This window comes from Shewanella sp. 10N.286.54.B9 (assembly GCF_041468565.1).
In the GTDB taxonomy this organism is placed as follows: Bacteria; Pseudomonadota; Gammaproteobacteria; order Enterobacterales; family Shewanellaceae; genus Shewanella.
Genome location: NZ_JBFRIY010000044.1, coordinates 74,651 through 99,718 on the forward strand (window position 1 = coordinate 74,651; position 25,068 = coordinate 99,718).

At 42.7% G+C, this 25,068-nt stretch carries 25 protein-coding genes; 13 read left to right on the forward strand and 12 right to left on the reverse strand.

Translation table 11 applies throughout. The features are described from left to right. Positions 1–18: 18 nt before the first annotated feature. Positions 19–540 carry a hypothetical protein gene (locus AB4135_RS16225; RefSeq protein WP_371994502.1) on the forward strand — a complete coding sequence of 174 codons (522 nt, stop codon included), beginning with the start codon at positions 19–21 and terminating at the stop codon, positions 538–540. A 100-nt stretch (positions 541–640) separates the two neighbouring features. Here AB4135_RS16225 and AB4135_RS16230 read toward each other — a convergent pair whose 3' ends face one another. Continuing rightward, complete coding sequence (locus AB4135_RS16230; RefSeq protein ID WP_371994504.1) at positions 641–1,252, reverse strand: TonB family protein; 612 nt, start codon at positions 1,250–1,252, stop codon at positions 641–643. A 329-nt stretch (positions 1,253–1,581) separates the two neighbouring features. On the opposite strand from AB4135_RS16230, the gene AB4135_RS16235 reads away from it, so the two are divergent. Then, the gene (locus AB4135_RS16235) at positions 1,582–2,199 is read left to right on the forward strand and encodes a Crp/Fnr family transcriptional regulator (RefSeq protein ID WP_371994506.1); all 618 of its coding nucleotides are present in this window, start codon (positions 1,582–1,584) and stop codon (positions 2,197–2,199) included. Between the two features lie 105 nt (positions 2,200–2,304). Further along, positions 2,305–2,817, forward strand: coding sequence for a YgjV family protein (locus tag AB4135_RS16240; protein ID WP_371994508.1), 513 nt, complete (start codon positions 2,305–2,307; stop codon positions 2,815–2,817). Between the two features lie 66 nt (positions 2,818–2,883). On the opposite strand, the gene AB4135_RS16245 is transcribed toward AB4135_RS16240, so the two are convergent. Then, positions 2,884–4,266 carry a Na+/H+ antiporter NhaC family protein gene (locus AB4135_RS16245; RefSeq protein WP_371994510.1) on the reverse strand — a complete coding sequence of 461 codons (1,383 nt, stop codon included), beginning with the start codon at positions 4,264–4,266 and terminating at the stop codon, positions 2,884–2,886. Positions 4,267–4,560: 294 nt separating this feature from the next. Then, the gene (locus AB4135_RS16250; RefSeq protein ID WP_371994512.1) at positions 4,561–5,481 is read right to left on the reverse strand and encodes a hypothetical protein; all 921 of its coding nucleotides are present in this window, start codon (positions 5,479–5,481) and stop codon (positions 4,561–4,563) included. A 218-nt stretch (positions 5,482–5,699) separates the two neighbouring features. Here AB4135_RS16250 and AB4135_RS16255 point away from each other — a divergent pair, with 218 nt between their 5' ends. The 3 genes from AB4135_RS16255 to AB4135_RS16265 all read left to right on the forward strand — a co-directional run bounded on the left by AB4135_RS16255 (position 5,700) and on the right by AB4135_RS16265 (position 8,464). After that, positions 5,700–6,788, forward strand: a complete 1,089-nt coding sequence (locus tag AB4135_RS16255) for a permease (protein WP_371994514.1) — start codon at positions 5,700–5,702, stop codon at positions 6,786–6,788. A 126-nt stretch (positions 6,789–6,914) separates the two neighbouring features. Next, positions 6,915–7,154, forward strand: a complete 240-nt coding sequence (locus AB4135_RS16260) for a ribosome alternative rescue factor ArfA (protein ID WP_371994516.1) — start codon at positions 6,915–6,917, stop codon at positions 7,152–7,154. Between the two features lie 389 nt (positions 7,155–7,543). After that, a complete protein-coding gene (locus tag AB4135_RS16265) occupies positions 7,544–8,464 on the forward strand; it encodes a DMT family transporter (protein ID WP_371994517.1) in 921 nt (306 codons plus the stop codon). 53 nt (positions 8,465–8,517) lie between these two features. Here the strand turns inward: AB4135_RS16265 and AB4135_RS16270 are convergent, their stop codons facing one another. Beyond that, the gene (locus AB4135_RS16270; RefSeq protein ID WP_371994518.1) at positions 8,518–9,279 is read right to left on the reverse strand and encodes a DUF3465 domain-containing protein; all 762 of its coding nucleotides are present in this window, start codon (positions 9,277–9,279) and stop codon (positions 8,518–8,520) included. Next, on the reverse strand, positions 9,276–10,154 hold the full coding sequence (locus AB4135_RS16275) for a 3'-5' exonuclease (protein WP_371994519.1): 879 nt from the start codon (positions 10,152–10,154) through the stop codon (positions 9,276–9,278). Before AB4135_RS16275 ends, AB4135_RS16270 begins: the two co-directional genes overlap by 4 nt. A 470-nt stretch (positions 10,155–10,624) precedes the next feature. Between AB4135_RS16275 and AB4135_RS16280 the strand changes: the two genes are divergently transcribed. The 3 genes from AB4135_RS16280 to AB4135_RS16290 all read left to right on the forward strand — a co-directional run bounded on the left by AB4135_RS16280 (position 10,625) and on the right by AB4135_RS16290 (position 13,432). Then, the gene (locus AB4135_RS16280) at positions 10,625–12,289 is read left to right on the forward strand and encodes an amidohydrolase (RefSeq protein WP_371994520.1); all 1,665 of its coding nucleotides are present in this window, start codon (positions 10,625–10,627) and stop codon (positions 12,287–12,289) included. Between the two features lie 197 nt (positions 12,290–12,486). Then, a complete protein-coding gene (locus AB4135_RS16285) occupies positions 12,487–13,002 on the forward strand; it encodes a hypothetical protein (protein WP_371994521.1) in 516 nt (171 codons plus the stop codon). Between the two features lie 28 nt (positions 13,003–13,030). Further along, positions 13,031–13,432 (forward strand): hypothetical protein, encoded by a 402-nt coding sequence (locus tag AB4135_RS16290; RefSeq protein ID WP_371994522.1) that lies wholly within the window; start codon positions 13,031–13,033, stop codon positions 13,430–13,432. A 54-nt stretch (positions 13,433–13,486) separates the two neighbouring features. Here AB4135_RS16290 and AB4135_RS16295 read toward each other — a convergent pair whose 3' ends face one another. Together AB4135_RS16295 and AB4135_RS16300 are read right to left on the reverse strand one after the other, a co-directional pair. Beyond that, positions 13,487–14,338 (reverse strand): pirin family protein, encoded by an 852-nt coding sequence (locus AB4135_RS16295; RefSeq protein ID WP_371994523.1) that lies wholly within the window; start codon positions 14,336–14,338, stop codon positions 13,487–13,489. A 130-nt stretch (positions 14,339–14,468) separates the two neighbouring features. Beyond that, positions 14,469–15,797 carry a BamA/TamA family outer membrane protein gene (locus AB4135_RS16300; protein WP_371994524.1) on the reverse strand — a complete coding sequence of 443 codons (1,329 nt, stop codon included), beginning with the start codon at positions 15,795–15,797 and terminating at the stop codon, positions 14,469–14,471. A 253-nt stretch (positions 15,798–16,050) separates the two neighbouring features. On the opposite strand from AB4135_RS16300, the gene AB4135_RS16305 reads away from it, so the two are divergent. From AB4135_RS16305 to AB4135_RS16315, 3 genes are all read left to right on the forward strand, one after another. After that, positions 16,051–16,746, forward strand: a complete 696-nt coding sequence (locus AB4135_RS16305) for a 2OG-Fe(II) oxygenase family protein (RefSeq protein ID WP_371994525.1) — start codon at positions 16,051–16,053, stop codon at positions 16,744–16,746. A 93-nt stretch (positions 16,747–16,839) separates the two neighbouring features. Beyond that, the gene (locus AB4135_RS16310; RefSeq protein ID WP_371994526.1) at positions 16,840–17,193 is read left to right on the forward strand and encodes a hypothetical protein; all 354 of its coding nucleotides are present in this window, start codon (positions 16,840–16,842) and stop codon (positions 17,191–17,193) included. A gap of 178 nt (positions 17,194–17,371) precedes the next feature. Then, the gene (locus AB4135_RS16315) at positions 17,372–18,658 is read left to right on the forward strand and encodes a hypothetical protein (protein ID WP_371994527.1); all 1,287 of its coding nucleotides are present in this window, start codon (positions 17,372–17,374) and stop codon (positions 18,656–18,658) included. A gap of 12 nt (positions 18,659–18,670) precedes the next feature. Here AB4135_RS16315 and AB4135_RS16320 read toward each other — a convergent pair whose 3' ends face one another. From AB4135_RS16320 to AB4135_RS16330, 3 genes are all read right to left on the reverse strand, one after another. Then, positions 18,671–19,552, reverse strand: coding sequence for a LysR family transcriptional regulator (locus AB4135_RS16320; RefSeq protein WP_371994528.1), 882 nt, complete (start codon positions 19,550–19,552; stop codon positions 18,671–18,673). A gap of 167 nt (positions 19,553–19,719) precedes the next feature. Beyond that, complete coding sequence (locus AB4135_RS16325) at positions 19,720–21,321, reverse strand: diguanylate cyclase domain-containing protein (protein WP_371994529.1); 1,602 nt, start codon at positions 21,319–21,321, stop codon at positions 19,720–19,722. 78 nt (positions 21,322–21,399) lie between these two features. Continuing rightward, on the reverse strand, positions 21,400–22,230 hold the full coding sequence (locus AB4135_RS16330; RefSeq protein ID WP_371994530.1) for a hypothetical protein: 831 nt from the start codon (positions 22,228–22,230) through the stop codon (positions 21,400–21,402). Positions 22,231–22,719: 489 nt separating this feature from the next. On the opposite strand from AB4135_RS16330, the gene AB4135_RS16335 reads away from it, so the two are divergent. Beyond that, the gene (locus AB4135_RS16335; protein ID WP_371994531.1) at positions 22,720–23,376 is read left to right on the forward strand and encodes a thiol:disulfide interchange protein DsbA/DsbL; all 657 of its coding nucleotides are present in this window, start codon (positions 22,720–22,722) and stop codon (positions 23,374–23,376) included. 64 nt (positions 23,377–23,440) lie between these two features. Here the strand turns inward: AB4135_RS16335 and AB4135_RS16340 are convergent, their stop codons facing one another. Both AB4135_RS16340 and AB4135_RS16345 read right to left on the reverse strand, forming a co-directional pair. Beyond that, the gene (locus tag AB4135_RS16340) at positions 23,441–24,439 is read right to left on the reverse strand and encodes a glycosyltransferase (RefSeq protein WP_371994532.1); all 999 of its coding nucleotides are present in this window, start codon (positions 24,437–24,439) and stop codon (positions 23,441–23,443) included. Between the two features lie 86 nt (positions 24,440–24,525). Beyond that, positions 24,526–25,056, reverse strand: coding sequence for a cytochrome b/b6 domain-containing protein (locus AB4135_RS16345; protein ID WP_371994533.1), 531 nt, complete (start codon positions 25,054–25,056; stop codon positions 24,526–24,528). Positions 25,057–25,068 lie beyond the last annotated feature (12 nt).

Here is a 25,068-nt window from a genome sequence, read left to right on the forward strand (position 1 = left end):
TCTTTAACGGACTAAATAATGAAAACAGTACTCCTATGTGCAGCAGTATTAAGCCTTGCTGCCTGTAAAAGCACCGACATTCGTAACATCACTAGCTCAGTATCTGACATAGCGAGCATTGGTTCTGCTACAACGACCAACACCACCACGACTGCTCCAGGTTATGAACATAGCCCTGTGCAGTATGCTAATGAATCCGAAGATATCAGCGTCCATCGCACAGGAAAAACAAGTAAGGATTACGGTGTAATTCGCTCAATTAGGGCAGAGAAAAATCCTAATGGAATGACAATGGTGCGTTTTGTTGCCTATCATCTTGATAGTGGTGCAGCATTAGAAAGCAATCAATACTTGTATTCAATGGATGAGAATGGCTGGATGAACAAGAAGTCAATTCTTACATTAGATACCAGAGCTAAGATGCTTAATAGCGGCGAATATTACCTAAAGGCTAAGGCTAAAAGTGGTGATTTCTATACCACAGGAATGGTGCAATTAGCATCTGGCGTGACTAATGTTGTGACAATCGACCTGCAATAGCTTCAGTAGCCACACAGTTAAAATCCGCGTAATCATGGCTGTCATGTTTACGCGGTAAACTCTAGCTCTCGATTACGCCCAAGTTCTATTCGAACTCATACTACTGAGCTTTATCCAACGTAAAATCTAACCTCACCTGCTGCTTTTTTTGCGTAACAGGATTACCTTCAACGACTTTCGGCTTGTACTTCCACCCCTTGATAGCCCGCACGGCGGATTTGTTAAAAATTCGTTTTGGATTAGCATCAATCACGCTGACATTAGTGACACTGCCCAAGGTGCTAATATCAAATTCAAGTACCACATAGCCCTCTTTACCATCTCTTGCTGCTGCAATCGGGTACTGCGGTGATACTTGTACAACTGGCAACGCATCTTGATTAATAGGGCCTTGAGTATACTGCTCTAAAACTTGTGGCATGACAGGTGGACTCATCTCAGCAATCGACGTGACATCGCCGTCACCACCGTTAGGGATAGTAATCACTGGAGGTTTTGTCACAACAGGTTTAGGCTCAATCCTAACAATTTTTTTAGGAGGTAATGGTTCAGGAATATCAGCAGTAATTTGAAAAACAGGTGCGACCGTTGCTGTGCCGCTAGAGACTTGATCCGTTTTGACTAGCTGTGACATAAAGATGAATAAACCCAAAGTAACTAGGGCTCCGGTTAGCATTATACTAGTACGACTAAACAGGCTATTTTGACTCATAGATTATCCTTTCTTGAGTGGGTGCCCTTTTATACCTAGCAGGATAAACTCAAAAAGCCAAACATTTTGTTACATTCTTAGCCAAACACCTCAAATCAAAACAGAATAAATACAAACCTGCAACATAAATACAACAAACTACTTGTAAAACAGATGACTACCTCTCTACATTATTTTATATTCGTTGCTGAGTAGACAATGAGTTATCACCAGTTAAACACTAACTGTGTCAAAATACACCATTTGTAAATATTCGCGTTGACGCAGAAAGTAGCATTAATAGATGCTGGTTCATTAATTGAATTATGCCAATAAGGAGTGTTTTTCGATTGAGTAATCTAATCCATAGGGAGTCAACACCGGTCCCACCTAAAGAAGCATTAGTGATTCTGTCCAGCGTTTTAAATGAACTTGGACTAGATGAAGTATTAGCCACTAATAGCGTGCAGTCTTTAGCACAAAGCTTGTCCGTTTGTTGCGGTGATATTTTATTACGCCAAGGTGAAATTCAAAACCATGTCTTTTTTGTCGTCTCTGGCATTTTAAAGGCTTGTCACTATAGCGATAATGGCAGTGATTTGTCTAAAGAGTTTTATTTTACTAATGAGCTTTGTTTTCTCTATTCCAGTTGGTTAACAGGGCAACCCGCCCAGTATCAAATAGAGGTTTTAGAAGATGCATTGATCTTACAGTTTCCTATAAGACTTCTGTCTCAACCGAAATGGCAAACAGTCAAAATAGCGTTACTAAGCCAACAGTTAATTTATAAAGAACAGAAAGAAGCCTTCTTGTTACTCAATACACCTGAGCAACGGTATCGATTTCTAACCGAATACAGGCCTAACTGGGTTAGGCAACTCAATAACATCCAGCTAGCCAGTTACATAGGGATAACTCCGGTGAGCCTGTCTAGATTAAAGTCCCGCCCCTCCAATAAAGCCAAGTAAAAGAGCGATAAATTAACTTAAGATAATGACTATAACAAACGACGTGCTTAGCCTTAGAGGATTGAAAAGCTTGTATCTACAAGCTTATAAAGCTAAGGCTACAGCATGTCCGTTTACGCCCTTTCACAGTGCTTAATTGCTATCGCGATTGTGTTCGATATTCTTTCATTTCAATTTAAACAAAAACAAAAAATAGTGGCCTGTTTATCTATTTCAGGCGTACTCATTACCAGCCATTTCGCACTCCTTGAACAGTGGACTGCTACAGTATTAATGTTACTGGCTACTGTCCGATACTTTGTCACTATCTTTACTCACTCCAAACGGGTCATGAGTCTGTTTCTCTGCTTAAATACCTTTGGATTGATACTGACCTTTTCTGGTGTATTAAGTGTGTTGAGTTTTGCGGGAAGTTCGCTTCAAACTATTGCTGCATTCTGTCAAAACGACCGACGACTGCGTCAGTTTATGCTCATCGGTACTAGCATTTGGCTGGTCAACAATATTGTTTTAGGCTCCCCGGCAGCGGTTGTGATGGAGATCCTATTTATAAGTAGCAATCTTATCGCTTACTACCGTTACTACGGGTTAGTCATTCACGCAAAAAACTCAAACTAATCATATTTATATGCAATTAAAAAGGGGCACTAAATAGTGCCCCTTGTATGCAGAATTTAACCAAACTTAGGCCAGTAGTAAAAACCCTACAAAGGTAAGCGCAGCTGCAATGAGTGCATAGGGCAATTGAGTCACCGCATGGCTCACTAGATTACACCCCGAACCTTGCGCTGCCAGTACCGTAGAATCGGAATAAAAACATGCCTGACTGCCAAAGGATGACGCCGATAACAATGCACCAATCACCAGTGGAATATTGGCATCAACGGCTTGTGCTAACGGCATAACAATCGGAATTGAAACCGCAAAAATGCCCCAACTAGATCCGGTTGCAAAAGCTAACAATGACATAGTTAAGAAGACCACCGCGGGTAACAAAACTGGCGTCATATAGGGGCTTAAACTGTTAATCACAAACTCAGGCAACATCAGTTTGTCACATACATCTTTGAAGATGAACGCAGCAATTACCGTTCCAATTGCTGGCAACATGTTCTTAAAGCCATCAATCATCTGCTCCATCATCTCAGACAATGGCATCAGTTTCTGTATACCGTAATAAGGTAAGGTTAATGCTAATGTCGCAATAAGCCCTTTAAGCACATCAATATCAAAGTAAACCGTAAAGCCAACTAGCAATAAAATCGGCACAAAGAAGTTATGTAACTTGCCGCCGTCATCGGCATTCTTAAACTCATCTTCAATGGCTTTAAGCGCATACTCATCAGAGGTCTGCACCTCATCTAAATCGATCTGCTTCTTTGCAGGCTCACCCTTAGCTGCCGCAAGCTGCGCTTTTTTCATTGGCCCAAAAGCGGGAATAATGCCCAAAATAACCAATAGCACCATAGCGACCGCTAACCAGGCATATAGCATATAAGGTATAGCCTGCATGTAGACTGCAATTCCTTGCCCCTCACTGGCAATACCGTTATCGACTAAGAGGCCACCGAAAAATACTGCCCAAGTCGAAAGTGGCACCAGCACGCAAACAGGCGCAGCGGTCGAATCAACGACATAGGCTAACATCTCACGAGAGACCTTAAATTTGTCGGTCACTCGCTTCATGGTAGATCCCACCGTTAGCGCATTCAGATAGTCATCAATAAAGATAACCATACCGAGAATGAATGTCATAAACAGTGAAGACTTCTGCCCTTTGGCTAACTTGAGTGCATGACGACCAAACGCCATCGAACCGCCTGTTTTTACCAGCAGCGCAATCAAAGCACCAAAACCACCACAGACTAGAATTAACCAACCAATGGTTTCATCAGCCATAACAGATAAAGATGTATCAGCAAAGTTAGTCAGCATATTCGCGCTGTCATACATCGCGAGGCCCACTAAAGCGCCAATGATCAAAGAAAGGATTGGACGGCGTAACACGATTGCTAACACCAAAACCACCGCAGGTGGGATAAGACTTAAGGCTGTCGGCTCAGACATGCGCTAAGGTCCTTATAATAAAGTGCCAAAATGGCAAGATTATTCACCAAACTCAAACACTTATTTGCCGAGTTCAATTGCTGCTTTCCTGTTAATGTATCTGCCGATACCCTGTATTTTACGGGTCTGTTGTTACGCCCTAGGAAAAACATCGCGCAGAAAATAATCCTCAATCGCTTTTGAGTCAATCAATATTATTAATATCGTAAATACTTTTTACGACATAATAGTAAACTCATGGCTCAAGCATATGAAACAACACACAATAATTAGCTTTTTGATTAACAAATATCGCTATTCATTTTCATCCGCTTTTGAGATAAATAGCCGATTAATATCATTACTCCATAGCTGAATAATTTTACGGCTTTTATTTTTGTTCCAAAAACATTTTCCGAACAAAATAATCCCCGCGCCTTCAAAGTCGCGACGCGACTGCAGATCGAAACGAGAGGCTAGCGAGCTAGAAAACATATCGATAGGGATCCCGACATCTTTGGTCTCTGCAGGGTTTAACCACAAGCGCTGTTTATCGGTATGGGATATGGTGCCCCAATACATTCGTGGCGCTCCATTTTCAGTTGGCTCCGCATCAGCAAAATTGACAAATAAGTTCTTTGCTCGCCAGCGATACTTTTCATCGGTGTAAACCCACAGTTCTGAGCTTGCTAAGTCACTGCCTCGCAATAAACTATGCAGTACTTTCTCCAGTCCTTGAGTCGCAACTCGCTTTTCAGTCCCACTTTTCTCACTATCACTAATTGCTTTTGAAGCGGAAGAATCATTAAGCGGGAGGGCAGTTTCCCCTCCCTCGATCGCACTTTTTTCTGGCTTTGTTTTTACGTTATTCGACGATGTTTCTTTTGGCACCTTTTGCTGAGATTTAGCCTTAGAAACTTTTGCTACGCGGCTAAAATCGATAATCATCGCATCGCTATCAACCACTAGCTGATTCACTTCAATGGCATGTAGCTCTTCGCGTGCCTTAGCTGCAGATGGCTTAAACTCGGCGCAATCACTGTGATGATATCGAGAACCAAAGCAGGCTGCTTTGCCATCTTTTGACGCTTTACGATAATAAGCCTTACCTGCACAGGCTGGACAAACGAGTGCTTGACGATACCTCTCGATATCATCATCAGATAATTTTTGAAACTTAAACACTGAAAACATGATCGGTTCAGCTTCATCATATTTGCAAATAGCGTCTAGCATTTTTCTTCCTTTAAGCTCTTGAAAAGCCTTAACCTATCATAAGCGCTTACTTCATTTATTAGCCAGAAGTTTTAACACTACCGAAGAAACTCAAAACTTTATTTCGATAAATGCCGAAATAAGGCTTGATCTTATTTTCAATGAGTCTATTATCTGTCCACCTTAATTATTTCGATAATTCCAGAAATAACAAACAAATATTTACTTAGGTCATTATTATGAGCCCTGAAATCATCAACATGGCAAAAGAGACAGCTAATATGTTTCTGTTTCTAGCCGCAGAGTTAACCTTACTATTCTTAGCTATAAGTTACATAGTCGGAATACTGCAAGAATATATTCCGCCGGAAAAGATCCAATCAATTTTGAGCTCGAAGAAAGGTAAAGGTTACATCATTGCCGCGCTTTTGGGTTCGATAACGCCTTTTTGCTCGTGCTCTACCATTCCTTTCTTGAAAGGGTTACTTAGAGCTAAAGCAGGTTTTGGCCCTATGATGGTTTTCTTGTTCTCAAGCCCATTATTGAACCCAATCATTATTGGACTGTTCGTCATAACATTTGGCTTTAAAGTCGCGGTGTTCTATTTCTTAGTCGCTATGGTCGTTTCGGTGACAGCTGGTTATGTGCTAGAGAAACTAGGCTTTGAGCGTTATGTTAAACCAGAAGCTTATGAAGCGGTAACTGCCTCGAGTTGTGGTACAAGTTGTGGCGATACAGCGCCTAAAACTGCGCCAGTTCAAGCAGAAGCAGCGTCGTGCTGCAATGAACCTGCGCCTGTTGCGCCAGTCCTAGCAACAGCGTCATGTGGCAGTGCTCCAATAGCCAGCTCATGCAGCTCACCAGCGAGTACAACCCAAAGCAGTTGTGGCGACAATAAAGCTAAAGCAACTGAAGATAACCGCTGGATGCGTGTTTGGCGCTCAACATGGAAAGACTTTAAGCAGGTTTTACCTTACTTAATGGTCGGTATTTTACTTGGGTCATTCATTTACGGATTTATGCCTACAGAGCTTATTGCAAAGTATGCAGGTGAAGGCATGTGGTATGCCATTCCTATTGCTGCTGTTATTGGTATTCCCCTCTACATTCGCGCAGAGGCTGTCATTCCATTAAGCTCAGCATTAGTCGCCAAAGGTATGGCACTCGGTTCAGTCATGGCGCTTATTATCGGTAGCGCTGGAGCCAGCCTTACCGAAGTAATTTTGCTTAAATCGATTTTTAAGAATCAGATGATAGCAGCGTTCTTAACTGTGATCCTCGGTATGGCAATAGGTGCTGGCTACCTTTATAGCTTCATCTTCGCTTAACGCATAGCCGAAAACCACGTGCTAATACCTATTACCGTTATAAAAGTATTAGCACGTACAATTTTTAAGCGTATAATTGCCAGCGAAAGCAAACATTCGACCTAAAATTTTAACTGGAGTCAGCAAATGGCAAAACATCGCCAATCACCGCCAATAGAGCACGAAAGTGGCCGCGGGGTTATTAAAGACAATGCATTAAAGGCTATCGTTACCAGTCCGTTATTTAAAACACGTACTGAGAAACCTAAAAAGGGCAAGGGGTCTTACAACCGCAAACAAAAGGGGCAAAAGCTGAAGGGCTTAGCCCCTTTTGACTATCTAGCACTGGTGTTTTTTGATAAAAACGATAACAGCATATCCGCTTAGTATTCTCTCCAAAGCTGCAGCATAGATTTAATTTACCTTTTACTGATTTAACTGTTGACTCAAACGCACAACAATTAGACTATTGGGCCTTCGAGACATTAAATTCTATTGGTAACATGACACTTATTCTCACCGCTATTTACTGCCAAGCAAATTGCCTGACACTGCGACTTCTCGCCAGTGTGATGTGGTTATGTCGCTGCGCGGTAAATTGGGAATATAACAATAGTTAGCCAGTAATTCTCGATTCCACACCGCAAACAGTCAGCAGCGCGGTGATGGACAACTCTCCTTTTCTCGCCTTGCCCAACAGCGGTTCTAATCTAATCTGTATCATTAGCTATGATGTCACTATGTGTGACCTGGCTATAAACGCAAGGAGTGTTGAGATGTCAGCAACAGCATTACCCAAGATGGTTCCCGCGGCCTTTATGTCGGTGGTATTAATTTGGTCGACAACCCCACTAGGGATCGTATGGAGCAGTGAGTCAGTGCATCCGACGATGGCGGTATTATTACGCATGCTGATCGCCCTGTTACTGGGCTCGCTAATCATCTTATTAATGCGTATTCGCTTACCGTGGAACCCCACCGCAAGAAAACTCTACGCGGTTTCTTCAATTGGGATTGTAGGAGGTATGTTACTGAGCTACTTTGCCGCGCGTTACCTGCCTTCAGGTACCATGTCGCTGATCTTTGGACTATCACCTTTAATCTCTGGTTTACTAGCCCAAAAGATATTGAATGAACCTAAATTTAGTCCGATGCGTTTCCTTGCTCTGGCGATTGCATTTATCGGTCTTGGCATCGTTTGCTCCGCTAAGCTTTCACTGGCGAGCGATAGCTGGATTGGCTTGCTGCTGATTTTAACCGCGGTAAGTTTATTTAGCTTAAGTGGCGTATTGATAAAAACTGTGAATATAAACATCCATCCGATTGCCAGTACCGTAGGGGCACTTATCTATTCAACACCGATGTTTGCTATTGCCTGGATACTCTTTGATGGCACAGTGCCAATCGACACTTGGCAGCCACGTTCATTAATGGCAATCGTCTATTTGGGTGTCTTTGGCTCGTTAATAGGCTTTATTGCTTATTTCTATGTGTTGCAGCACCTCAACGCCAGCACTGTAGCATTAGTCACTCTCATTACCCCAGTATTTGCGATGATGTTGGGCGCACAGCTTAATGGCGAAGCGATAACCCAAGCCTTGGCAATTGGCGCTTGCTTTGTGTTAACGGGGTTAGCACTGTTTCAGTTTGGTGATCAGTTACGCGCAAGACTGAATAAAAACGCCAGCGCAAAATGAGCCTAATAGAGTAGAGAGCAGGACGGCGAATTAGTTCGCCGCCCTAAAAGCTATTACTGGTAAGTTCTTCCCTGATGCTTTAGCCAACCACCCACATGGCGACCATTAGGATCATGATGAGTCCAGTGCACCACGCCGCCGCGATCGTTATATTCATATTGACCATAAAAGCTCACCGTATCACCCTCTTTCAAACCATTAATCTTCGGGGCTAAATCGATATTATGAGCAATTAACAGCGTTTGTCCGTTATTGAGTTTAATAATAAACCGCTGATGACGACTGCCCTTGTTGTCATCATTGAGTATTCTACTGACCACGCCAGCACTTTGGACTTGTATACCACTAAGCTGTTGCTTAAACGCTTGGCTAATTTGCGAGTCATCTGCGGCAATAGCATTTGAAATAACTGGTAGTGCGGTGTTTGCAGTCATTGGCGCTATAGTTTTGTTATACACAAAACTGGCAATCGCTAATACCACCAGCATTATCGCAATACGATATAACACGCCTTTAATTGGCTTTTGTGGCTTAACGGGTTTTACTGCTGCTTTACGTCGCTTATTGCCATCAAAACCGATGTCGCTCTTCTCAATACGCGCAGCAAATGCTTTTTTCTTGCCATCGGCTTGCATCTCTATTTGGAAGTAGACTACATCACCTAGCTGAGGACGCCTCCCCATGGGCTCAAGAGCAGACATATGCATAAATACATCTTCAGATCCCGCATCTGAACCCTTAGCTTCAAGTCTGATAAAGCCATAGCCTTTACTGTCGTTCCAACGAACTAATTGTCCCTTCTTTATCACTGTCATTCCTCTTCCAGAAAACGCTGCTTTATTGTATTCGGCCAAAGCATTTTATAAGGAGCTAGCTGTGCAAACAATCCGTGAAAAATATCTAATGCCACCAACGTATCGGCTGCGGCATACAAAACTTGTTCATCTGATAATGGTCTGTCGAGTGGCAACGCCCAATTCGACAATGTCACCCGCTTGCTCTTAGGTAACTTAAGCGATAATACGCTTGCAGCTATTTGTACTGTCCCCATCTGTTTCGCTGCACCAAGCTGATTGAGCAACCAATTGAGATCTAACATCGGGCTTAACGCTATATTGAAATCACGCTTCATCGCATTCACATCACTGCGAAGACCAATGCCAATCTTAAGGATATTGGATTTATCAGACAGTACCTCTGCTAGCGCCGCTTGAAAGACCGATATATTGTTGCCAACCATTCTAAACAGGTAACAGTGAGTCGCTGTCGCAATTTGAATCAAAGATACGGGGTTGGTGTTGCGACGACCTTTGTCAAAGGTTGCCGCAGTTTCAGTGTCAAAACCAATCCATTGTTGGGCTTTAATATCAGTCATCGCCGCCGCTAAGGTATCGATGGTAACGATAGATATGTGCCGTTCATTTCCATCAAGATGGTCAGCAACATTTTGAACTTTGTCGACTCGATAGGCAGTAAGTGCTGCAATGTCCTTGTCACTCATGCGACTAATCAGGTGCGTGCGCAGCAGTAACCAATCAAGCTTGTGCTGGTTGTTCTCATTCATTATTGAACCGAAGAAGGCCAGCTCTGCCGCTTCCATAGCGGCAAAATAAGCCTCCGCTTCGGCGCCAAGCGCTTGCCTTATTTGTACTGATTTATCAGCCACTAAGGCAAATTTATATAAACTCATACCGATTCCCAGCGCATTAATCTGCATTGTACTTTGCTATAGATTAACCAATCATAACGCGAAACAGCTACGTATTGCGTAATGAACCGCAACTGTTAGTATCTATACCCATCCCACTTGCAAATGCTCGTTTCAGAGGTGTTGTGCTAGTTCAATTCTAGGCGCGTTTACGTGGAAATGGTTATTCCCTTTTAAGTTGCCGCAACAACAAAGTGGGCTTGCACAACCCCTTCTTCGATGGGCGTTTCTTATATAAAAAACATGGGCTTTACTCTGTGTTATTAATTTTACCAAGGGAGCAACCATTAGCTGCAATCAATGCCTCGCCTATATGGATGTAGGTGCTTAGGTTCAGCATGGAGCAATGAGCCTGTGACTAAAGCCCATTAAACTCCCACTGAACCCTGCATTTTCAGGTCGGATGGGTATAATACCAACTAAAACAACAGCAAATTAAGACAGTGAACGTCATGAAAAATATCAACAAATGGATTTACCCTGCGTTATTAGCATTAAGTTGCAGTGCCCATGCTCAAACCACTCTGATAAAAAACGTTAATGGCTACAGTATCAATAATGGCCAACTCAGCACTTTTGACGCGATAGAGTTCAAAGATGACAAAATAACCCGCCTCTACAACCAGCAACAACCCCACATAAACACAGATATGCGGGTCATCGACGCCGATGGTAAAACCATGCTACCTGGGTTGATTGATGCCCATGGCCATGTGCTTGGTTGGGGGCTCAACTTGATGCGTACCAACCTGCGCGGCAGCTTGTCGGAAGCTGAAGCCGTAAAACGCACCCGCGAGTTTCGCCAACAAAACCCTGACCTTTCTTGGGTGCAGGGGCGCGGCTGGAACCAAGTCTTGTGGCCAAGTAAAACCTTCCCCACTGCTGCGGCGCTGGATAAACACTTTCCTGACACACCGGTATGGTTAAGACGAGTTGATGGTCATGCAGGTTGGGCGAATAGTGCAGCAATGAAATTAGCCGGAATTAGCAAAGACAGCAAAGCACCTGCTGGCGGAGAGATAATACGCAATGAGAATGGAGAGCCAAGCGGGGTGTTTATCGACAATGCAATGAGTTTGATAAGCCAAGCTATTCCAGCACTGAGTATCAGCGAGCAAGAAACTGTATTAAAAACTGCAATGACCGATCTTGCGCGTTTAGGTTTAACCAGTGTTCATGATGCCGGTGTGGGCAGCAATACCATTACTGCCTATAAGAATTTAGCCAATAGAGATGAGATGCCGATTAGGGTATATGGCATGGTTGCAGCGGGTGATAGTCAATTCAATAATTTGATGGCAGAAGGTCCGTATCACCATCCGTCGCAAAAGCTCGATTTTAACAGCGTTAAAATTTCCGCTGATGGCGCATTGGGTAGCAGAGGAGCTGCATTAATCGAAGATTATTCAGATCTTCATGGCCATAAAGGGCTGCTGCTCCATAGCGATAAACAGCTTAAGAGCTATATGTTAACCGCAATGCAAGCAGGGTTTCAGGTCAATACTCATGCTATTGGCGATCATGCCAATAAGTTAGTTCTAGATTCCTATGAGGCTCTTATTAAGCAAACCAATACTAAAGCTTTGCGTCATCGAGTAGAGCATGCACAAATCCTCCGCCTCGAAGATATTCCGCGCTTTGCCAATCTGGGTGTTATTGCCTCTATGCAAGCAACCCATGCCACCAGCGATAAAAATATGGCAGAAGACCGAGTCGGGCCCGATCGCATTAAAGGTGCCTACGCGTGGCAAAAACTGCTTAAAGCCAATGCTGTGATTGCCGCGGGTTCAGATTTCCCGGTGGAATCAGCCAACCCTTTCTATGGGCTACATGCATCTGTCACCCGTCAAAATCATAACAACCAACCAGATAAAGGTTGGTATGCAGATGAAAGTATGAGCATCAGCCAAGCGCTGACAAGCTTCACCACGGCGGCGGCTTTTTCAGCGCACCAAGAGCATCAAATAGGCAGCTTAGATATAGGGATGAAAGCCGATTTCATCTTTATCGATCGCGATATCATCAAAGATGACTTCAGCGAGATCTGGCAAGCTGAAGTGCTGCAAACCTGGGTCGACGGCGAAGTGATCTTTGATATAGAGAATAATCAGCGTTAAACGGGGCGAATTAAATCCTATTAGATTGATAGATAAAAGCGAGTATTGCTGCTCGCTTTTCTATAAACCTGCAACGTAACGCCCCCAGATTTATAGGGTTGTAGCCACAAGTAGCAAGGTGGTAATATTTTGCGCTATACAGCTGAATTTAATAAGTAAAAACTCAACAAGAATATTAAAACAGGAAGATTTGTAACATGGAAGAAGCCTCGTGGTATAAGAAGCCCGAAATGATCGTGGCGCTGTCTGCGCTGTTGATTAGTGTGGTTACTACTGTAGTCGGTATTTACTCCGCTTATATAGATAGAGCCTATGCTCGCGCATCTGTATGGCCTCGGTTGGAGATTTTTCGCAGCTATAGTGATCAGAGCTTTAGTTACGGTGTGAGCAACAATGGGACTGGTCCCGCTATCATCAAGTATGCTGCTGTAACATACAAATCTAAATCAATTAAAAGATGGGACGAAATTCCAGAAATCCCTAGATTTACTCAGTCACATATTAGTCAACGAATCCTGCCCGCTGAAAAATCTATCCAACCACTAATATATCAAGGAGCTCAGAACAAACTCTTTCTGGCTATTGATAACGATATAAAAATAAGTCTTTGCTACTGCTCTATTTACGACCAGTGCTGGATAACAGACCGGAGCAATGACCCTCAACCAGTTGATGAATGTGAAATCGAAAAAAAGCAGCGTTTCCAGCAATAATCAAATAACCACACTAAGGACAGTGAAAATGAACAAGATTTACCTTGTCATTCTGGCGCTCGCACTTATGGCTTGCCAGTCAACACCTAAAGAAGAAATAGTGCCTGTATTTAGCTCTGCAGTGATTGAAATTAATGTCGACGACATGTCGAACTATTGGGTAGTGCAATATAAAAAACCCAAAATGTATAACAGTAAACCCAAATGGTTGCCCAAGGGTGCGGGAGAGTGGGTTTATGAAGTCACTATCGATTCAAACGGAAAAGAGGTCGAGAAAAAGCTAATTAGCACCACACCTGAAAACTATATGACCCAAGCAAAGCTTGACCAGTTTCCAGTGGAAAATTACTCACCCTCAAAAAACAATCCTAACAAAACACCGATTAAATTCGTCACTAGCGCAAAGATAATGCCGGCGTCAAAGCTGTAAACACTGACGGAGCAAGCTTTGAGACAGCATAGCTTGCTCCAAAAATACTGAGTTTTAGACTGGTGGTATCTCTCCAAAACGACCGCTTTGATAGTCATCGATAGCTTGGCGTATCTCAGCTTCACTATTCATCACAAATGGCCCCATGTGCACAATATCTTCCTTAATAGGCGTGCCAGCCAAGAGCAACACACTCGCACCAGCATTGCTTGCAGTTAAGCTGATCACTTTGCTTGCATCAACAATCAATAGCTGTTGCGCGCGATAAACCTCTCCTGCTGCGAGCAACTCTCCAGAATAGATGTATAAACCAACAAAAGCATGCTGCTCTAACATCAACTCTGCACTGCCGTTTGCCTCAATGTTAACATCGGCTATTTCTGCATTACCTGCCAGCTCTTGAATCGGTGCAATAACAGACTGCCCCGCAAATTGCCACTCGCCTGCGAGTGCTCTAATTTGCGCTCCAGTTGAATTTCTAAGTTCTGGAATAGGTGTACTCGTCGTATCTTGATAGCGGGCTGGACGCATTTTTTCACTTGCAGGCATATTGAGCCAGATTTGAAAACCATGTAGGCCATAATCACTATCCGCTAACGGCATCTCGGAATGAACAACCCCACTGCCAGTGCTCATCCATTGCACCTCTCCAGCCTGTATCGTTTTTACATTGCCGAGTTGATCTTTATGTTCCATGCCGCCTTTAAGAATATAGGAGAAGGTTTCAATGCCGCGATGTGGGTGAGGAGGGAAACCGCCAATATAGTCTGCTTCCTCAGCAGATTTAAGCTCATCTATCATTAAGAATGGATCAAGATTACTACCCGTAAAGTCGGCGATTCGAGTGATATTAACCCCATCGCCGTCCATGGTTTTATGCGCTGGATATTGCTTAATTATGTTCATCTGTTTTACCTAAAGTATTTTTGATCACCTTCAAGTTAGCAAATAAATATTAGAACGAATAACACAAATTACCGTTGCATTCATTCTATTTAATCGAAACAAAAACACTTCCCTAATATAGCCATTAAACCTAGAAAGGATGATCCACCATAACCCAGCCGTTTGTTGCTTCATCTGAGTGAGCGATATCAAAACGAACCACCAATCCAGCCGTTAATGCCCTTAACGATAAGCCGTAATCTACTTTTAGATCTGACAGTAATGTACTGGCGGTATACTCAGGAGCCACTCTGCCAGCTTCTACAAACCCTACAACCTGGAACCAATCTAAGCGTAAAAACTTAAGCCAATTGATGTCTTCAATGGGGTTGTATTTTAAGGTGTAGCGGTATTCCGCACTGGTATAAATGGCCGCTTTATCATGGAAGCGATTTTGGTCAAAACCGCGCATACGGTAGAAACCGCCCAAAGTCGCTCCTTCATTATATGGAGCATTGTTGATAACTTGGCGTCCGCCTTGGTCGTCGTATTCAAGCTCCCAAGAAGGTGAGTACCCTGTCCAAAAGTTAAGTGCGAGAATACGTTGGCTTGCATATTCTGACGCGCCAAATGAGAAGTACTTACTCATATCAAGATTCACAAAGGTCCACTCATTATCAGAGTCTAGCCAAGCAGCATCATGTGAAACTGAGAAGTACTGGCTACTACCAGTAGATGGGTTAACTGAAAAATCAGTATTGTCGTACAAGATCCCCAGCTCGATGGCATGGATAGTGCCATCAAGTTCGTCATCGGCAAACTCAAAACTTTGATACCGATTAAACTGCCGTAGTACCACCACAGTAGCCCCACTTTCCAGCGGATTCCAACTATCTCCGCCGCTCGGCTCTGAAACTAATAAGCCGTTTTCAAGCTTATATTCCACCATGCCTTTATCTTTTGTCGCCCCTATAGGCAATGCGTACTCAAGTTTTATATCAAACCAATTAGAAGAACCATCCGCCTCTAAAAACTGTAAATTAGTAGAGTCGTTACTACCCGGTAATGGCGTGCCTGCAGGAATAAACTCCCGCCCAGCCCCAGCGTAGGCACGCTGATCAGGATAATAACCAAGAAAACCATAAGTACTTAAAAAAAACCGTTCGGTTTTGGGCAGCTTAAAATTCCAAACGCCTAAGCCCGCCCCCCGACTTACATCACCACCAAAGACGGTGCCACCAATGGTCATTTGGTCTTGAAAATATCCACTCAACATACCGCCTAAACCAATATTAAGCCCCATAGAATCAGAGTTAAAAAAATAGGGAAGCAGCAGTTTTTCCTTCACATTATCAGGGGTTTCAGCTCTATCGATGGAAGTTTTCACATTAGCTGCTGGTGCCGCAAGTGCAAAAAAAGGCAAAAATGTAATAGCAAAAATACTGCTACAAAAAACGCTAACATTGGATTTTAGAGCCATTTAATTCCCCTAATGAACAATGCGTGAAACACGCAAAAACCTACAACTAAAAATTTATATTCGACATCATTTAAACAAAATCAGAATATCCCCTTACCAAAGGTAAACAAATAACCTTATTATCGCCAATAAAACCGTAATATCTGGTACCTTTTATAAATACAAACATTTAACACACCTAATTAAGTAATTATTCTGTTAAATTCCGTATAGACGCAAACAAATAAACGAGTGAAAAATCTAAGGAGAGACATTGAAAAGTACATTTTCAACCAGCGTAGACTGGGATGCGGTTAAAGCTGAATACCAAAAAGACCTTAGAGTCACAGTCAATAATATTTGGACACCAGAGCATGCAAGCCTTATAGGTCAAAGCCTAGGCCAGAATACTCAATTCAAACATGCCTATACTCAGCAAGGTCGTGCACTTGAGTCGTCTGAACAAGATCTAGCAAAAATGTCTCAACTAGATCGTAAACAACTGTTTTCGAATCTATATAGTGATGCTTCTAAAGGCGTAGGGTTTTGGTATGGTCGTCACATGATTAATACTTTAAGCCCGCGCCCCTTAATTGAAGTAAAAAACTACCTCAACAGTGAAGAAGCCCTCGAAAAGCTGCGTTACATATCCGGACGCTCAGATATAAAGTTAGCAAGTGCACAAGGTACTCGTTATACGCCAGGTAACTTTCTAACTCGACACAATGACGTGGTTGAACGTGAAGGAAGAATTCTTGCTTTTGTGCTTGGATTTACCCCTCAATGGCATCCAGACTGGGGCGGCTTACTTCAATTTTACCAAGATGACGGCACCCCAAGGGAAGCTTGGACACCAAAATTTAACTCTATGACGATATTTGATGTTCGTCATGTTCATGCTGTTACCTATTTGCCCCCTTATACTCCTATGCAACGCCTTTCAATTACCGGATGGTTTAGAAGTAAATAAATGCAACTATACTTAAAGCTATTTCTCGCCAAACCAAAGATATTTATGATTAAAATTATACTAGTTTCATTTGTACTAATGAGTGGCTTTTTTATGATATCAACTGCTAGCGCAACCGCAATCACGGCAGGAACAGGCGATTATCATGGCCAAGTAATTATCCATTCAGGCGAAGCTGTAGCTTGGTATAAGCCTACAGAGCAGTGGCTTAGCATCGATGACTTTTGGCAACACTGGGCCGATTCCCGCGGTGGTATTACTTGGGGACGCAATAAAGACTATCCGCCTTACGACCAGGTCAAAGAGCAAGATACCTTTCTAGTCGAACTCGATGGTGGCACTTGTTTAATGGAGTTTTGGCACAGCCGCTGGCGCCGCGCTAATGATGTTCGCCGCTGGGATGATAGCTTCAATGACTACTCAGCTTGCCCACATGTTTTTGACTAAAGACTAGCCGCAGAAATTCCTCTTACTGGATAAAAATTGCTTGGGTTAATTAATTAGTCAGTAGTTTTCTAACAAGATCACACCTTTTAACGAAATTTCTGCTGCGCTGATAATAGTCACGTAATATTTCTGCCTAGTATCAATACCTCATGCCGTTATCAGCGAGCTATATTCTTCTATGTCAGAAACTTCATTCGAACGGGCAAAGCGCTCTTTTATATCGGCAATATGGGCTACTCTCGCCAGTATATCCCTTGGACTAGCGTTTAAAATCTGGTTGGCTCAATGGGTCGCTAAGAGCGATCTTGCCCTCTACCACACCGTTGTCGATATCATCTCACTGTCGTTAATCTTATTAAGCGGATTTCGAACCTCTATGGTGGTGAGTTTCTCGCAAACTAAAAATGCGCAAGACATTACTAATATCTTCCGTTACTCATTGATATTAATGGTACTACTCACCTGGGGAATTGTACTGCCCTATATAAAGCATCAGCTCAAAATTGATGTCGAATACGTGCAGCTAGTCGGTATCATTCTAGGAATGGGCTTTAAAGTCTATTTCACCAATCAAATAGGTATGTATCGGTTGTACCACATTGCAAATAAGGCAATATGGATAGAGCCTATGGTACAAATAACCTTATTTCTATTCTGTTATTACTTACTGCAACAAAGCGCGGTTTCATCACTGTTCTTTAGCTTAATGCTGTCGAGTATCGCCGTAGCAGCTTATATGTTTATTCAACGTCGTAAAGAGATAGCCACCACGCCACTTGCACCAGTGCAGCTAGACCCTGAAATGCGCAGCTTTGTGAAAAAAAGCATGCTGTCCTCTCTCGAGGTAGGCGCGAGCATTTTAATGATTTACATCACCGTTTTGCTAACCGTCGCTTACTTTACCGTTGATGAGCTCGGTGATTTCCAAGTTGTTGTGAGACCCATGTTCGCCTACATGACGCTATTGTTTGTGTTCCCCGTCTATCGATATATTCTGCCGGAAATAGCACAATGTCTACGGCAGGGGCAGCATCAACAGATAGCGCAAATGCGGCGCTGGTTTTACACCCTAGGTATTGCTATTAGCACTGTATTTTTTCTCGCTATGATTTTTTACAGCAAACAGTTGGTCACACTAGTATTCCCATCGACTTATGCGACTGCAGCTCCGGTATTGATGCACTTTGCACTGTTCTTTGGCTTTATGATGCTTAACGCCTTTCAGGTGGCCTACATCAAAGCTCATGGCCACTTTTTACAAAGTTTGTCGATTAGAGTAGCTGGGGTTGTGACGCTAATAGCGATGTTTTACATTTTACGAATGTTCACTGATAACGTGGTTGCGGTGATACTTGCCATGGGCTGTGGCTACTTGATGATGTTTATCATCTCCAGCATCATTGAATACCGCCTTATCCAACAACATAAACGTGAAGACTCTGAGTTGGCGCAGAGTAACAGCTAACTTTGCTGACCGTTACTGTGGCGTCAACTGCTCACAAATCGTATCGATAAACCATTGATAACGACTTGGCAGCTGACGTTGCTTTTTGCTGACCATATATAGCTCTTCTGCCACTTCAGACAAAGTATTAGCAATAAACAAGGGCTCAGGATATTCATCGACAACAATCTGCGGCAGAACGGTAAAACCTAAACCTTTTGAAACAGGTAATAGAATTTGGTTTAGCTGATTAATGTAGCCACGCTGCTTCAGCTTACTCATACCGACAAACTCATTGCCAAACTGAGCACTCAGCAGTTGCTCGGCGTAATAATGGCCGTCAGGATGATTGATAAAGCCTATATCCTCCAGCAATGTCAGTGTTATTTCACGACCTTTGAAGCTTGGTGGCAGCACTAAACATAGCGCTTGCTTGCCTAAATACAGTTGATTCAGTTCCAGCGAAGATTGCTGCTGTGTGACAATGCCAACATCGATGCTATTGTCTAATATGCTCTCTATAATTCTGCTATTAGGGGCTGCTTCTAAAGCAACCTGCAGCTGTTCATGTTGCAGCTGGTACTGGACAAATCGAGGATAGAAGTGCATTGCTAAGGCACCCGAACAAGCAAAGCGACACGTTCCAGCATGGGGCTCATCAGTCTGCAATATCTGCAGTAGATGCTCCTCTTCGATGATTTTAGTTTTAGCGTACGATAATAATTGCAAGCCAGCATCAGTCAATTCAAAGCTTTTACCTATGCGAGTTAACAGTAAAGTTCCAACTTGGTTCTCAAGCTTATTGATATGCTGAGTAACGCCAGGTTGAGTCATAAACAACTGTTCGGCTGTGCGAGTAAAATGCCCAACCTCTGCAAGCGTAACGAACGTTTTAAGCCACAGTGGATTCAACATCGATATCTCATCAAATTATTAAACTGACTAAATCATAACAAAATATAATTAAATTACTATTTGATGATAACTAAAGTTCAGCTCATCGCAGCAAGTGAATCAATTCACTGCAGTATTAAAAAACTAACAACACAGCCCTTCGCGGCATAAGTTAACGACTGACCAAACTACGGCGCTTTAGGTATTATCGCCTCAGCATCAACAAACACTTGATTACGGCCATTTTCTTTAGCTTTATAAAGCGCCATATCAGCAACAGCGGCAAACTTAACCATATCGTCAGACTCTGTTGGGATAATACTGGTAACTCCAACACTGACAGTGACATAAGGGCGGGTTGTAGAGCTTGAGTGGGCAATATTGAGTGCCGCAACATTTGCGCAGCAACGCTGGGCGGGTGATAAACAATCACGAGTGTGGGGCAGAATCACCACAAATTCCTCACCGCCATAGCGCGCAGCCACATCACTAGGTCGATGCAAAGCTTCAGCGATTGCTTTAGCCACTTCAATTAAACATTTATCTCCAGCAAGGTGACCATAGGTATCGTTGTAACTCTTAAAGTTATCAATATCTATCATTAGTAGCGCAAGCCGCGTTTTGTTCCTAATTGCTAACTGCCATTCTCGCTCAAAAGCATCATCAAAAAAACGACGATTACCGATGCGAGTTAAACTATCTGTCATTGATAGTGCTTCAAGCTTTTTCTTCGCCTCATTGAGATCTCGTGTACGCCCAAGTACCTGCATATTAACCATATGACTGTGCCTCATGATAAAGAACACATAGATGGCCAATACCATACAGCCTAATATGCCAAACAGCGCAACTAAATAGGGAAATGCAGTTCGTCGCTCTGCAATATAGCCTTCACTTGGCATAGCATGAATTTGCCATTGCCGGCCGCTAAAACGGGTTAATGGCCGCTGATAAACTATCTCACTATGACTTTGATGTAAGGTAGCTGAAACGTCAGCAGACAAATTACTATAAAGGGCTTGGTGCTTATCATTGGTAATATCTTCTAAGGTGTAATAGATCCCTTGCACCCAAGTTCTTTTTATCGCGCTATCGAACATATCTGCAATTCTGAACACGCCGGTGACATACCCTATAAGCCGTTCTCGGCGTTTAGTTAGCGTATTAGATTCACCTTCATAGACGGCAAGAAAAATAACCACCGCTTTTTGCCCGTAAACCTGAGTAAGGTCCACACCGCCAGTCGCGATAGGTGTACCAAGATCTCTTGAGTCATTGAGTAGCGGGATAAGTTTAGAATTGGAAGCAAAGTCAAAGCCCAGCGCATTTTCATTGCCAAAACTAGGTTCCATATAAAGAATAGGAAAGTAGTAACTGCGTTTCTTGGCTGCGACTAAATCGCCACTAACCGATGTTTCCACAATTTCGAAGTCTGGATCAGTTCGCTGTTGGTTATTTTCAAAAGAGTCCCGTTCATCAGCAGTAACCTTTGGCACCCATTCTAAAGCTTGAATATTACGATGACGCAAAAGAAAACTAGTGGCTACTTGATGAAACTCTTCACGACTGACATTTTCAGAGCTTATAAATACGCCTTTTAGCGCATGCAAAACTTCAATATTAAGCATAACCTCCTGTTCCAACACCCGAGCTTTATCATCAATATCGTGACTAAACTCAACCTCAATAGCTTGAGTTTCTTCCACATACAGCCTTTGACCTATGGCCACTGAAATGACAACGCCCACTAGTGTGGCAAACAGTAAAACTAACAAAGAAAAGGTTTTCATAGCGCTCACACAAAGACAGTGATGTCACTTTAAAGGCCGCCTTTGGCAGCTCTTAGTATTATTATTTTAAAACGTCACTTAACCCCAAGGCATGTCGACATATATTCGAACTAACGTGTCGTTATCCCAAGGCAAAATAGCTAAATAGTCAGCATCGTTTTTGTCGCGATTATCAAATGGATCTAAGTTGTATTCACTGTGCTCAATACTAAGCTTTACCTCGCTGTCTTCAATCCAGCTATCGGAGTGATAGCTAAAAACAGCTGAGTATTTATTTTCTAGCCAGTCGCTACCATCATTCCATGTTTGAGCGCCCGCATAGATATCAAACGACTCCCCCAGCATTATCTGGGTATCTGCCGCAACAGTATAAGCGCCAGTTTTATTTTGAAAGTCTTCACGATCATAGCCACGCTCTCTTGGCACATCATCATCAATTTCAAGCATATAATGACCACCACCTAGCGTTAGGCCGGCATAAAACTTTTGATTATCGAATCGAGCGACAATGGCTGGAAATAGTTTCGATTGTTTTTCTACCGAGCTTACCGTATTGCGCTTACCATCCAGAGTCACCTGCCACTGCAGATTCATTGTCGGTGAAAAGCGATACAAATTACCATCAACTGACCAAGCGGTTTGGAACCAAATAGGGATATGGTCAGGGTCGAGCTTATCTTTATCGTCATCGATAAAAATATCGATATTACCTTTCCAGCTAATATCAGACTCAGTGACATGCTCAACAAAAAAGCCAGCATGGGCGCCCAGAGTATGTGAGTCAACCTGCTCTACAATGGTATTATGGCCACCAAAAGCAATTCGCCAATCAGTACCTTCAGCTTTGGCAGTCAGCCCCATTCCAGTAAATACCATCGAACCTATAACTAAATATGATGCTGTATTCAAATCCATTTCCCCCAACATGACTTTTTGGTTTTAACCCAGAGCGCTTCGGCTCAACAGTAAAAACTCAATATCTGGCTAAAATTTAACACAAGTCGCTAGCTTAATCAGGTTAATCTTAGTCGTGATGTCTATGAAAAGCTTAAATTATTAATATTGAACCATGGCATCAGCTGAAACGTAACCGTTGCAGGTTAATGTTATATAGTCCACTAATGCCATAAAGTTCCTGACAAAATAAAAAATCTATAGGAATTCAATCTAGATTGTGAAGCACTACAAACTTTAATATGAAAAGTTTCGATTCCCGTCTAAAGCATTATATATGTCACACTCTAGTACATGTCAGAAAGGAAAAATTAAGTCATAATTAAGCATCTGGTTTTATTCTTAACAACTATATAAATTAGTGTAACGGACGCTTAATACCTGTATTTTTCGTTACTATATAACCTTGTCGATAAAGACCAAGGTCACTTTGAGGACATTAGCTTGATTAAACATATCGCTTTAGCACTAACCCTAGTAGTCGCTCCTATGAGCAGCTTTGCAGCACAATTCGTTGAAGGTAAACACTTCACTGTTGTTACAAATAAAGCACCAAGTAGTGAGCCTAAACTGACTGAGTTTTACTCGTTTTACTGCGGTAACTGCTTCAATATGGAAAAGATGTACCTACCAGACATTAAAGCCAATCTAAATAAACAAGTAACCTTTGACAGCAAACATGTTGATTTTGCAAACACTGAAATCAACACTGAAGTCATGCGCTCTCTTGCAGTGATTCAAACCTTAGATAACCCAAAGCCACTTACTGATGCTATGTTTAAGGTTATTCAGGGCGACAATGGTGAAAAGCACGACCATAGCGCTCCAGGACATAAACATGCCGAACCGTTAAAAAGCCGTGACGACATCAAAGCTGTATTCGCCAAATTTGGCGTAGATAGCGCGCAATATGATGCAGCTGCGGACAGTAAAGAAACTAATGCTAAACTCGCTTTATGGCGCGCACAGCAGCAAGAGTTTAGAGTACAAAGCGTTCCAGCATTCGTGGTTAACGACAAATATGCCGTTAACATGAGTTCTGTCCGTACTCTTGGTGAGCTTATCGACCTAATCAACTACCTAGCGGTAGAACATAAGTAACCATTTACTTATGTTAAAGGCGCCTAAAGGCGCCTTTTTTGTATTTGTACCCGCTAAAATAGCTTCATTTGTACTGGATTAATAACTGCCGCCACCGTTCCAGCATGTTTTCCCAAGCTAGCTCGGTTGCATGGCGTTGACTCTCGCTAACACCTATGTCAGTTCTCTTATTTACGTTGTCTATCGCCTCGATGATCCCAATTACAGACAAAGAGGTAATAACCTCAAAGCCTATGCACTCTTCAGAATCAGGTAATTGATCGGCTAAGCCATCAATTGCGGGTAAAATAACATGTTTGCCAGCAGCAACGGACTCCATACAAGTGAGCCCAAAAGGTTCCCAGCGAGAAGGGATCACCACCACATCAACAGTGCTCAGAAAACTGGCTACATCCTCTATTTCGCCAATAAATCGGACTTGCGACTGACACTCAACCAACTGTTGTAGTGCCTCTTTATCTTCACCATCACCCGCAATAGTTAAGGTGACTTCGGTATCAGGGAAATGAGCAATCGCTTTGATTAATAAATCAAAACCTTTTTGTTTAGTCAGCCGTCCATAAGCGGCCAACCGCAGCGGACTATGACGTTCCCCCTTAGCGACAGCCTTAAACAAAGCTAACTCTTTAGCCTGCCCAACTCGAGCTATTTTACTTTCAGGCTGCTGGCAAAAGCTCACCAACCAATCAGCCTGTTGATTAGAAACACTAAGCACCTTATCGACCACGGCATAACCAAGTTTGAGCATCCATTTAAAACGGGTAGGATTGTCCACACAATGGCCAACAAATTCACGGCTATAATGATGCTCTTGATACAAGATAGGCGTCGACCAATTGGCGACTTTCAATGCTAAAAGTGCAGGTATTTTTTTCCAACTCATTGCAGCGTGGATCACTATAACGGATGCGTCATAGTGACTAAATTTAGGCAGGTTAAGTTGAGTGTGAACTAACTGGAATTGAAACTCATGTTTCAGTTTTGAGGCCGCAAGACTTTCTAGTGCTATATTAACACCACCCAGTTTTGCATCATCAATAAGCTGAATAACCTTTGGCCGCAAACGCCTACCCTTCACTAACGAGTCCATAGGGATAAGTTAGTTTAAAGCCTTTAAAGATAAAAGCTTTGTTTCAGTATTAGCGATAATTAGTTACGGATAAAGTCGAGCAGATGTAAACAAGCGAAGATAACGTGCACCACGATAAAGCCAATAAAACCTTTAGCACAAACGATATGGTAACTACGCCACATTAGCGCGTCGCTAGAGCCTTGGGTTACAAACCACAATACTCCCGTAAACCCCACAGCTAAAAATAATAGCAACCCTAGGCCTTCAACAATACTAAACAGACCTCTGCCACCCGCAATCGGTACCTTACCTTTTGCCAGCCCCTGTAAATCACTTTTTAGTTGTGAGAAATCTGCGATTAGCCAAGGAAAGTACTGACGCCACTTTCCCTTTAGGCATGTGGTAATTAAGAATGAAACAGCGAGAACAGCAGCGAACAATCCAAGATAAACATGGCTAAGATCCCAGAGGCTGGCATTATTTCTTAAACTCCGCCCCATCAAGATCCAACCACTGGTCAAGATGAGGTAAGCAACGCTAATAATAATCATGATGTGCTGACGCGCAACGAAAACGTTCAGAACTTTCTGTAATCTTGATTTAGCCATTCTCACCTCAAA

What these genes read in the sequence shown, in the direction of transcription:
- AB4135_RS16260 (WP_371994516.1), top strand. Translation starts at nt 6,915, where the DNA reads ATGGCAAAACATCGCCAATCACCGCCAATAGAGCACGAAAGTGGCCGC.
- AB4135_RS16280 (WP_371994520.1), top strand. Translation starts at nt 10,625, where the DNA reads ATGAAAAATATCAACAAATGGATTTACCCTGCGTTATTAGCATTAAGT.
- AB4135_RS16230 (WP_371994504.1), bottom strand. Translation starts at nt 1,252, where the DNA reads ATGAGTCAAAATAGCCTGTTTAGTCGTACTAGTATAATGCTAACCGGA.
- AB4135_RS16225 (WP_371994502.1), top strand. Translation starts at nt 19, where the DNA reads ATGAAAACAGTACTCCTATGTGCAGCAGTATTAAGCCTTGCTGCCTGT.
- AB4135_RS16320 (WP_371994528.1), bottom strand. Translation starts at nt 19,552, where the DNA reads ATGTTGAATCCACTGTGGCTTAAAACGTTCGTTACGCTTGCAGAGGTT.
- AB4135_RS16315 (WP_371994527.1), top strand. Translation starts at nt 17,372, where the DNA reads ATGTCAGAAACTTCATTCGAACGGGCAAAGCGCTCTTTTATATCGGCA.
- AB4135_RS16325 (WP_371994529.1), bottom strand. Translation starts at nt 21,321, where the DNA reads ATGAAAACCTTTTCTTTGTTAGTTTTACTGTTTGCCACACTAGTGGGC.
- AB4135_RS16295 (WP_371994523.1), bottom strand. Translation starts at nt 14,338, where the DNA reads ATGAACATAATTAAGCAATATCCAGCGCATAAAACCATGGACGGCGAT.
- AB4135_RS16310 (WP_371994526.1), top strand. Translation starts at nt 16,840, where the DNA reads ATGATATCAACTGCTAGCGCAACCGCAATCACGGCAGGAACAGGCGAT.
- AB4135_RS16300 (WP_371994524.1), bottom strand. Translation starts at nt 15,797, where the DNA reads ATGGCTCTAAAATCCAATGTTAGCGTTTTTTGTAGCAGTATTTTTGCT.
- AB4135_RS16240 (WP_371994508.1), top strand. Translation starts at nt 2,305, where the DNA reads ATGTCCGTTTACGCCCTTTCACAGTGCTTAATTGCTATCGCGATTGTG.
- AB4135_RS16250 (WP_371994512.1), bottom strand. Translation starts at nt 5,481, where the DNA reads ATGCTAGACGCTATTTGCAAATATGATGAAGCTGAACCGATCATGTTT.
- AB4135_RS16270 (WP_371994518.1), bottom strand. Translation starts at nt 9,279, where the DNA reads ATGACAGTGATAAAGAAGGGACAATTAGTTCGTTGGAACGACAGTAAA.
- AB4135_RS16245 (WP_371994510.1), bottom strand. Translation starts at nt 4,266, where the DNA reads ATGTCTGAGCCGACAGCCTTAAGTCTTATCCCACCTGCGGTGGTTTTG.
- AB4135_RS16285 (WP_371994521.1), top strand. Translation starts at nt 12,487, where the DNA reads ATGGAAGAAGCCTCGTGGTATAAGAAGCCCGAAATGATCGTGGCGCTG.
- AB4135_RS16290 (WP_371994522.1), top strand. Translation starts at nt 13,031, where the DNA reads ATGAACAAGATTTACCTTGTCATTCTGGCGCTCGCACTTATGGCTTGC.
- AB4135_RS16275 (WP_371994519.1), bottom strand. Translation starts at nt 10,154, where the DNA reads ATGAGTTTATATAAATTTGCCTTAGTGGCTGATAAATCAGTACAAATA.
- AB4135_RS16345 (WP_371994533.1), bottom strand. Translation starts at nt 25,056, where the DNA reads ATGGCTAAATCAAGATTACAGAAAGTTCTGAACGTTTTCGTTGCGCGT.
- AB4135_RS16255 (WP_371994514.1), top strand. Translation starts at nt 5,700, where the DNA reads ATGAGCCCTGAAATCATCAACATGGCAAAAGAGACAGCTAATATGTTT.
- AB4135_RS16265 (WP_371994517.1), top strand. Translation starts at nt 7,544, where the DNA reads ATGTCAGCAACAGCATTACCCAAGATGGTTCCCGCGGCCTTTATGTCG.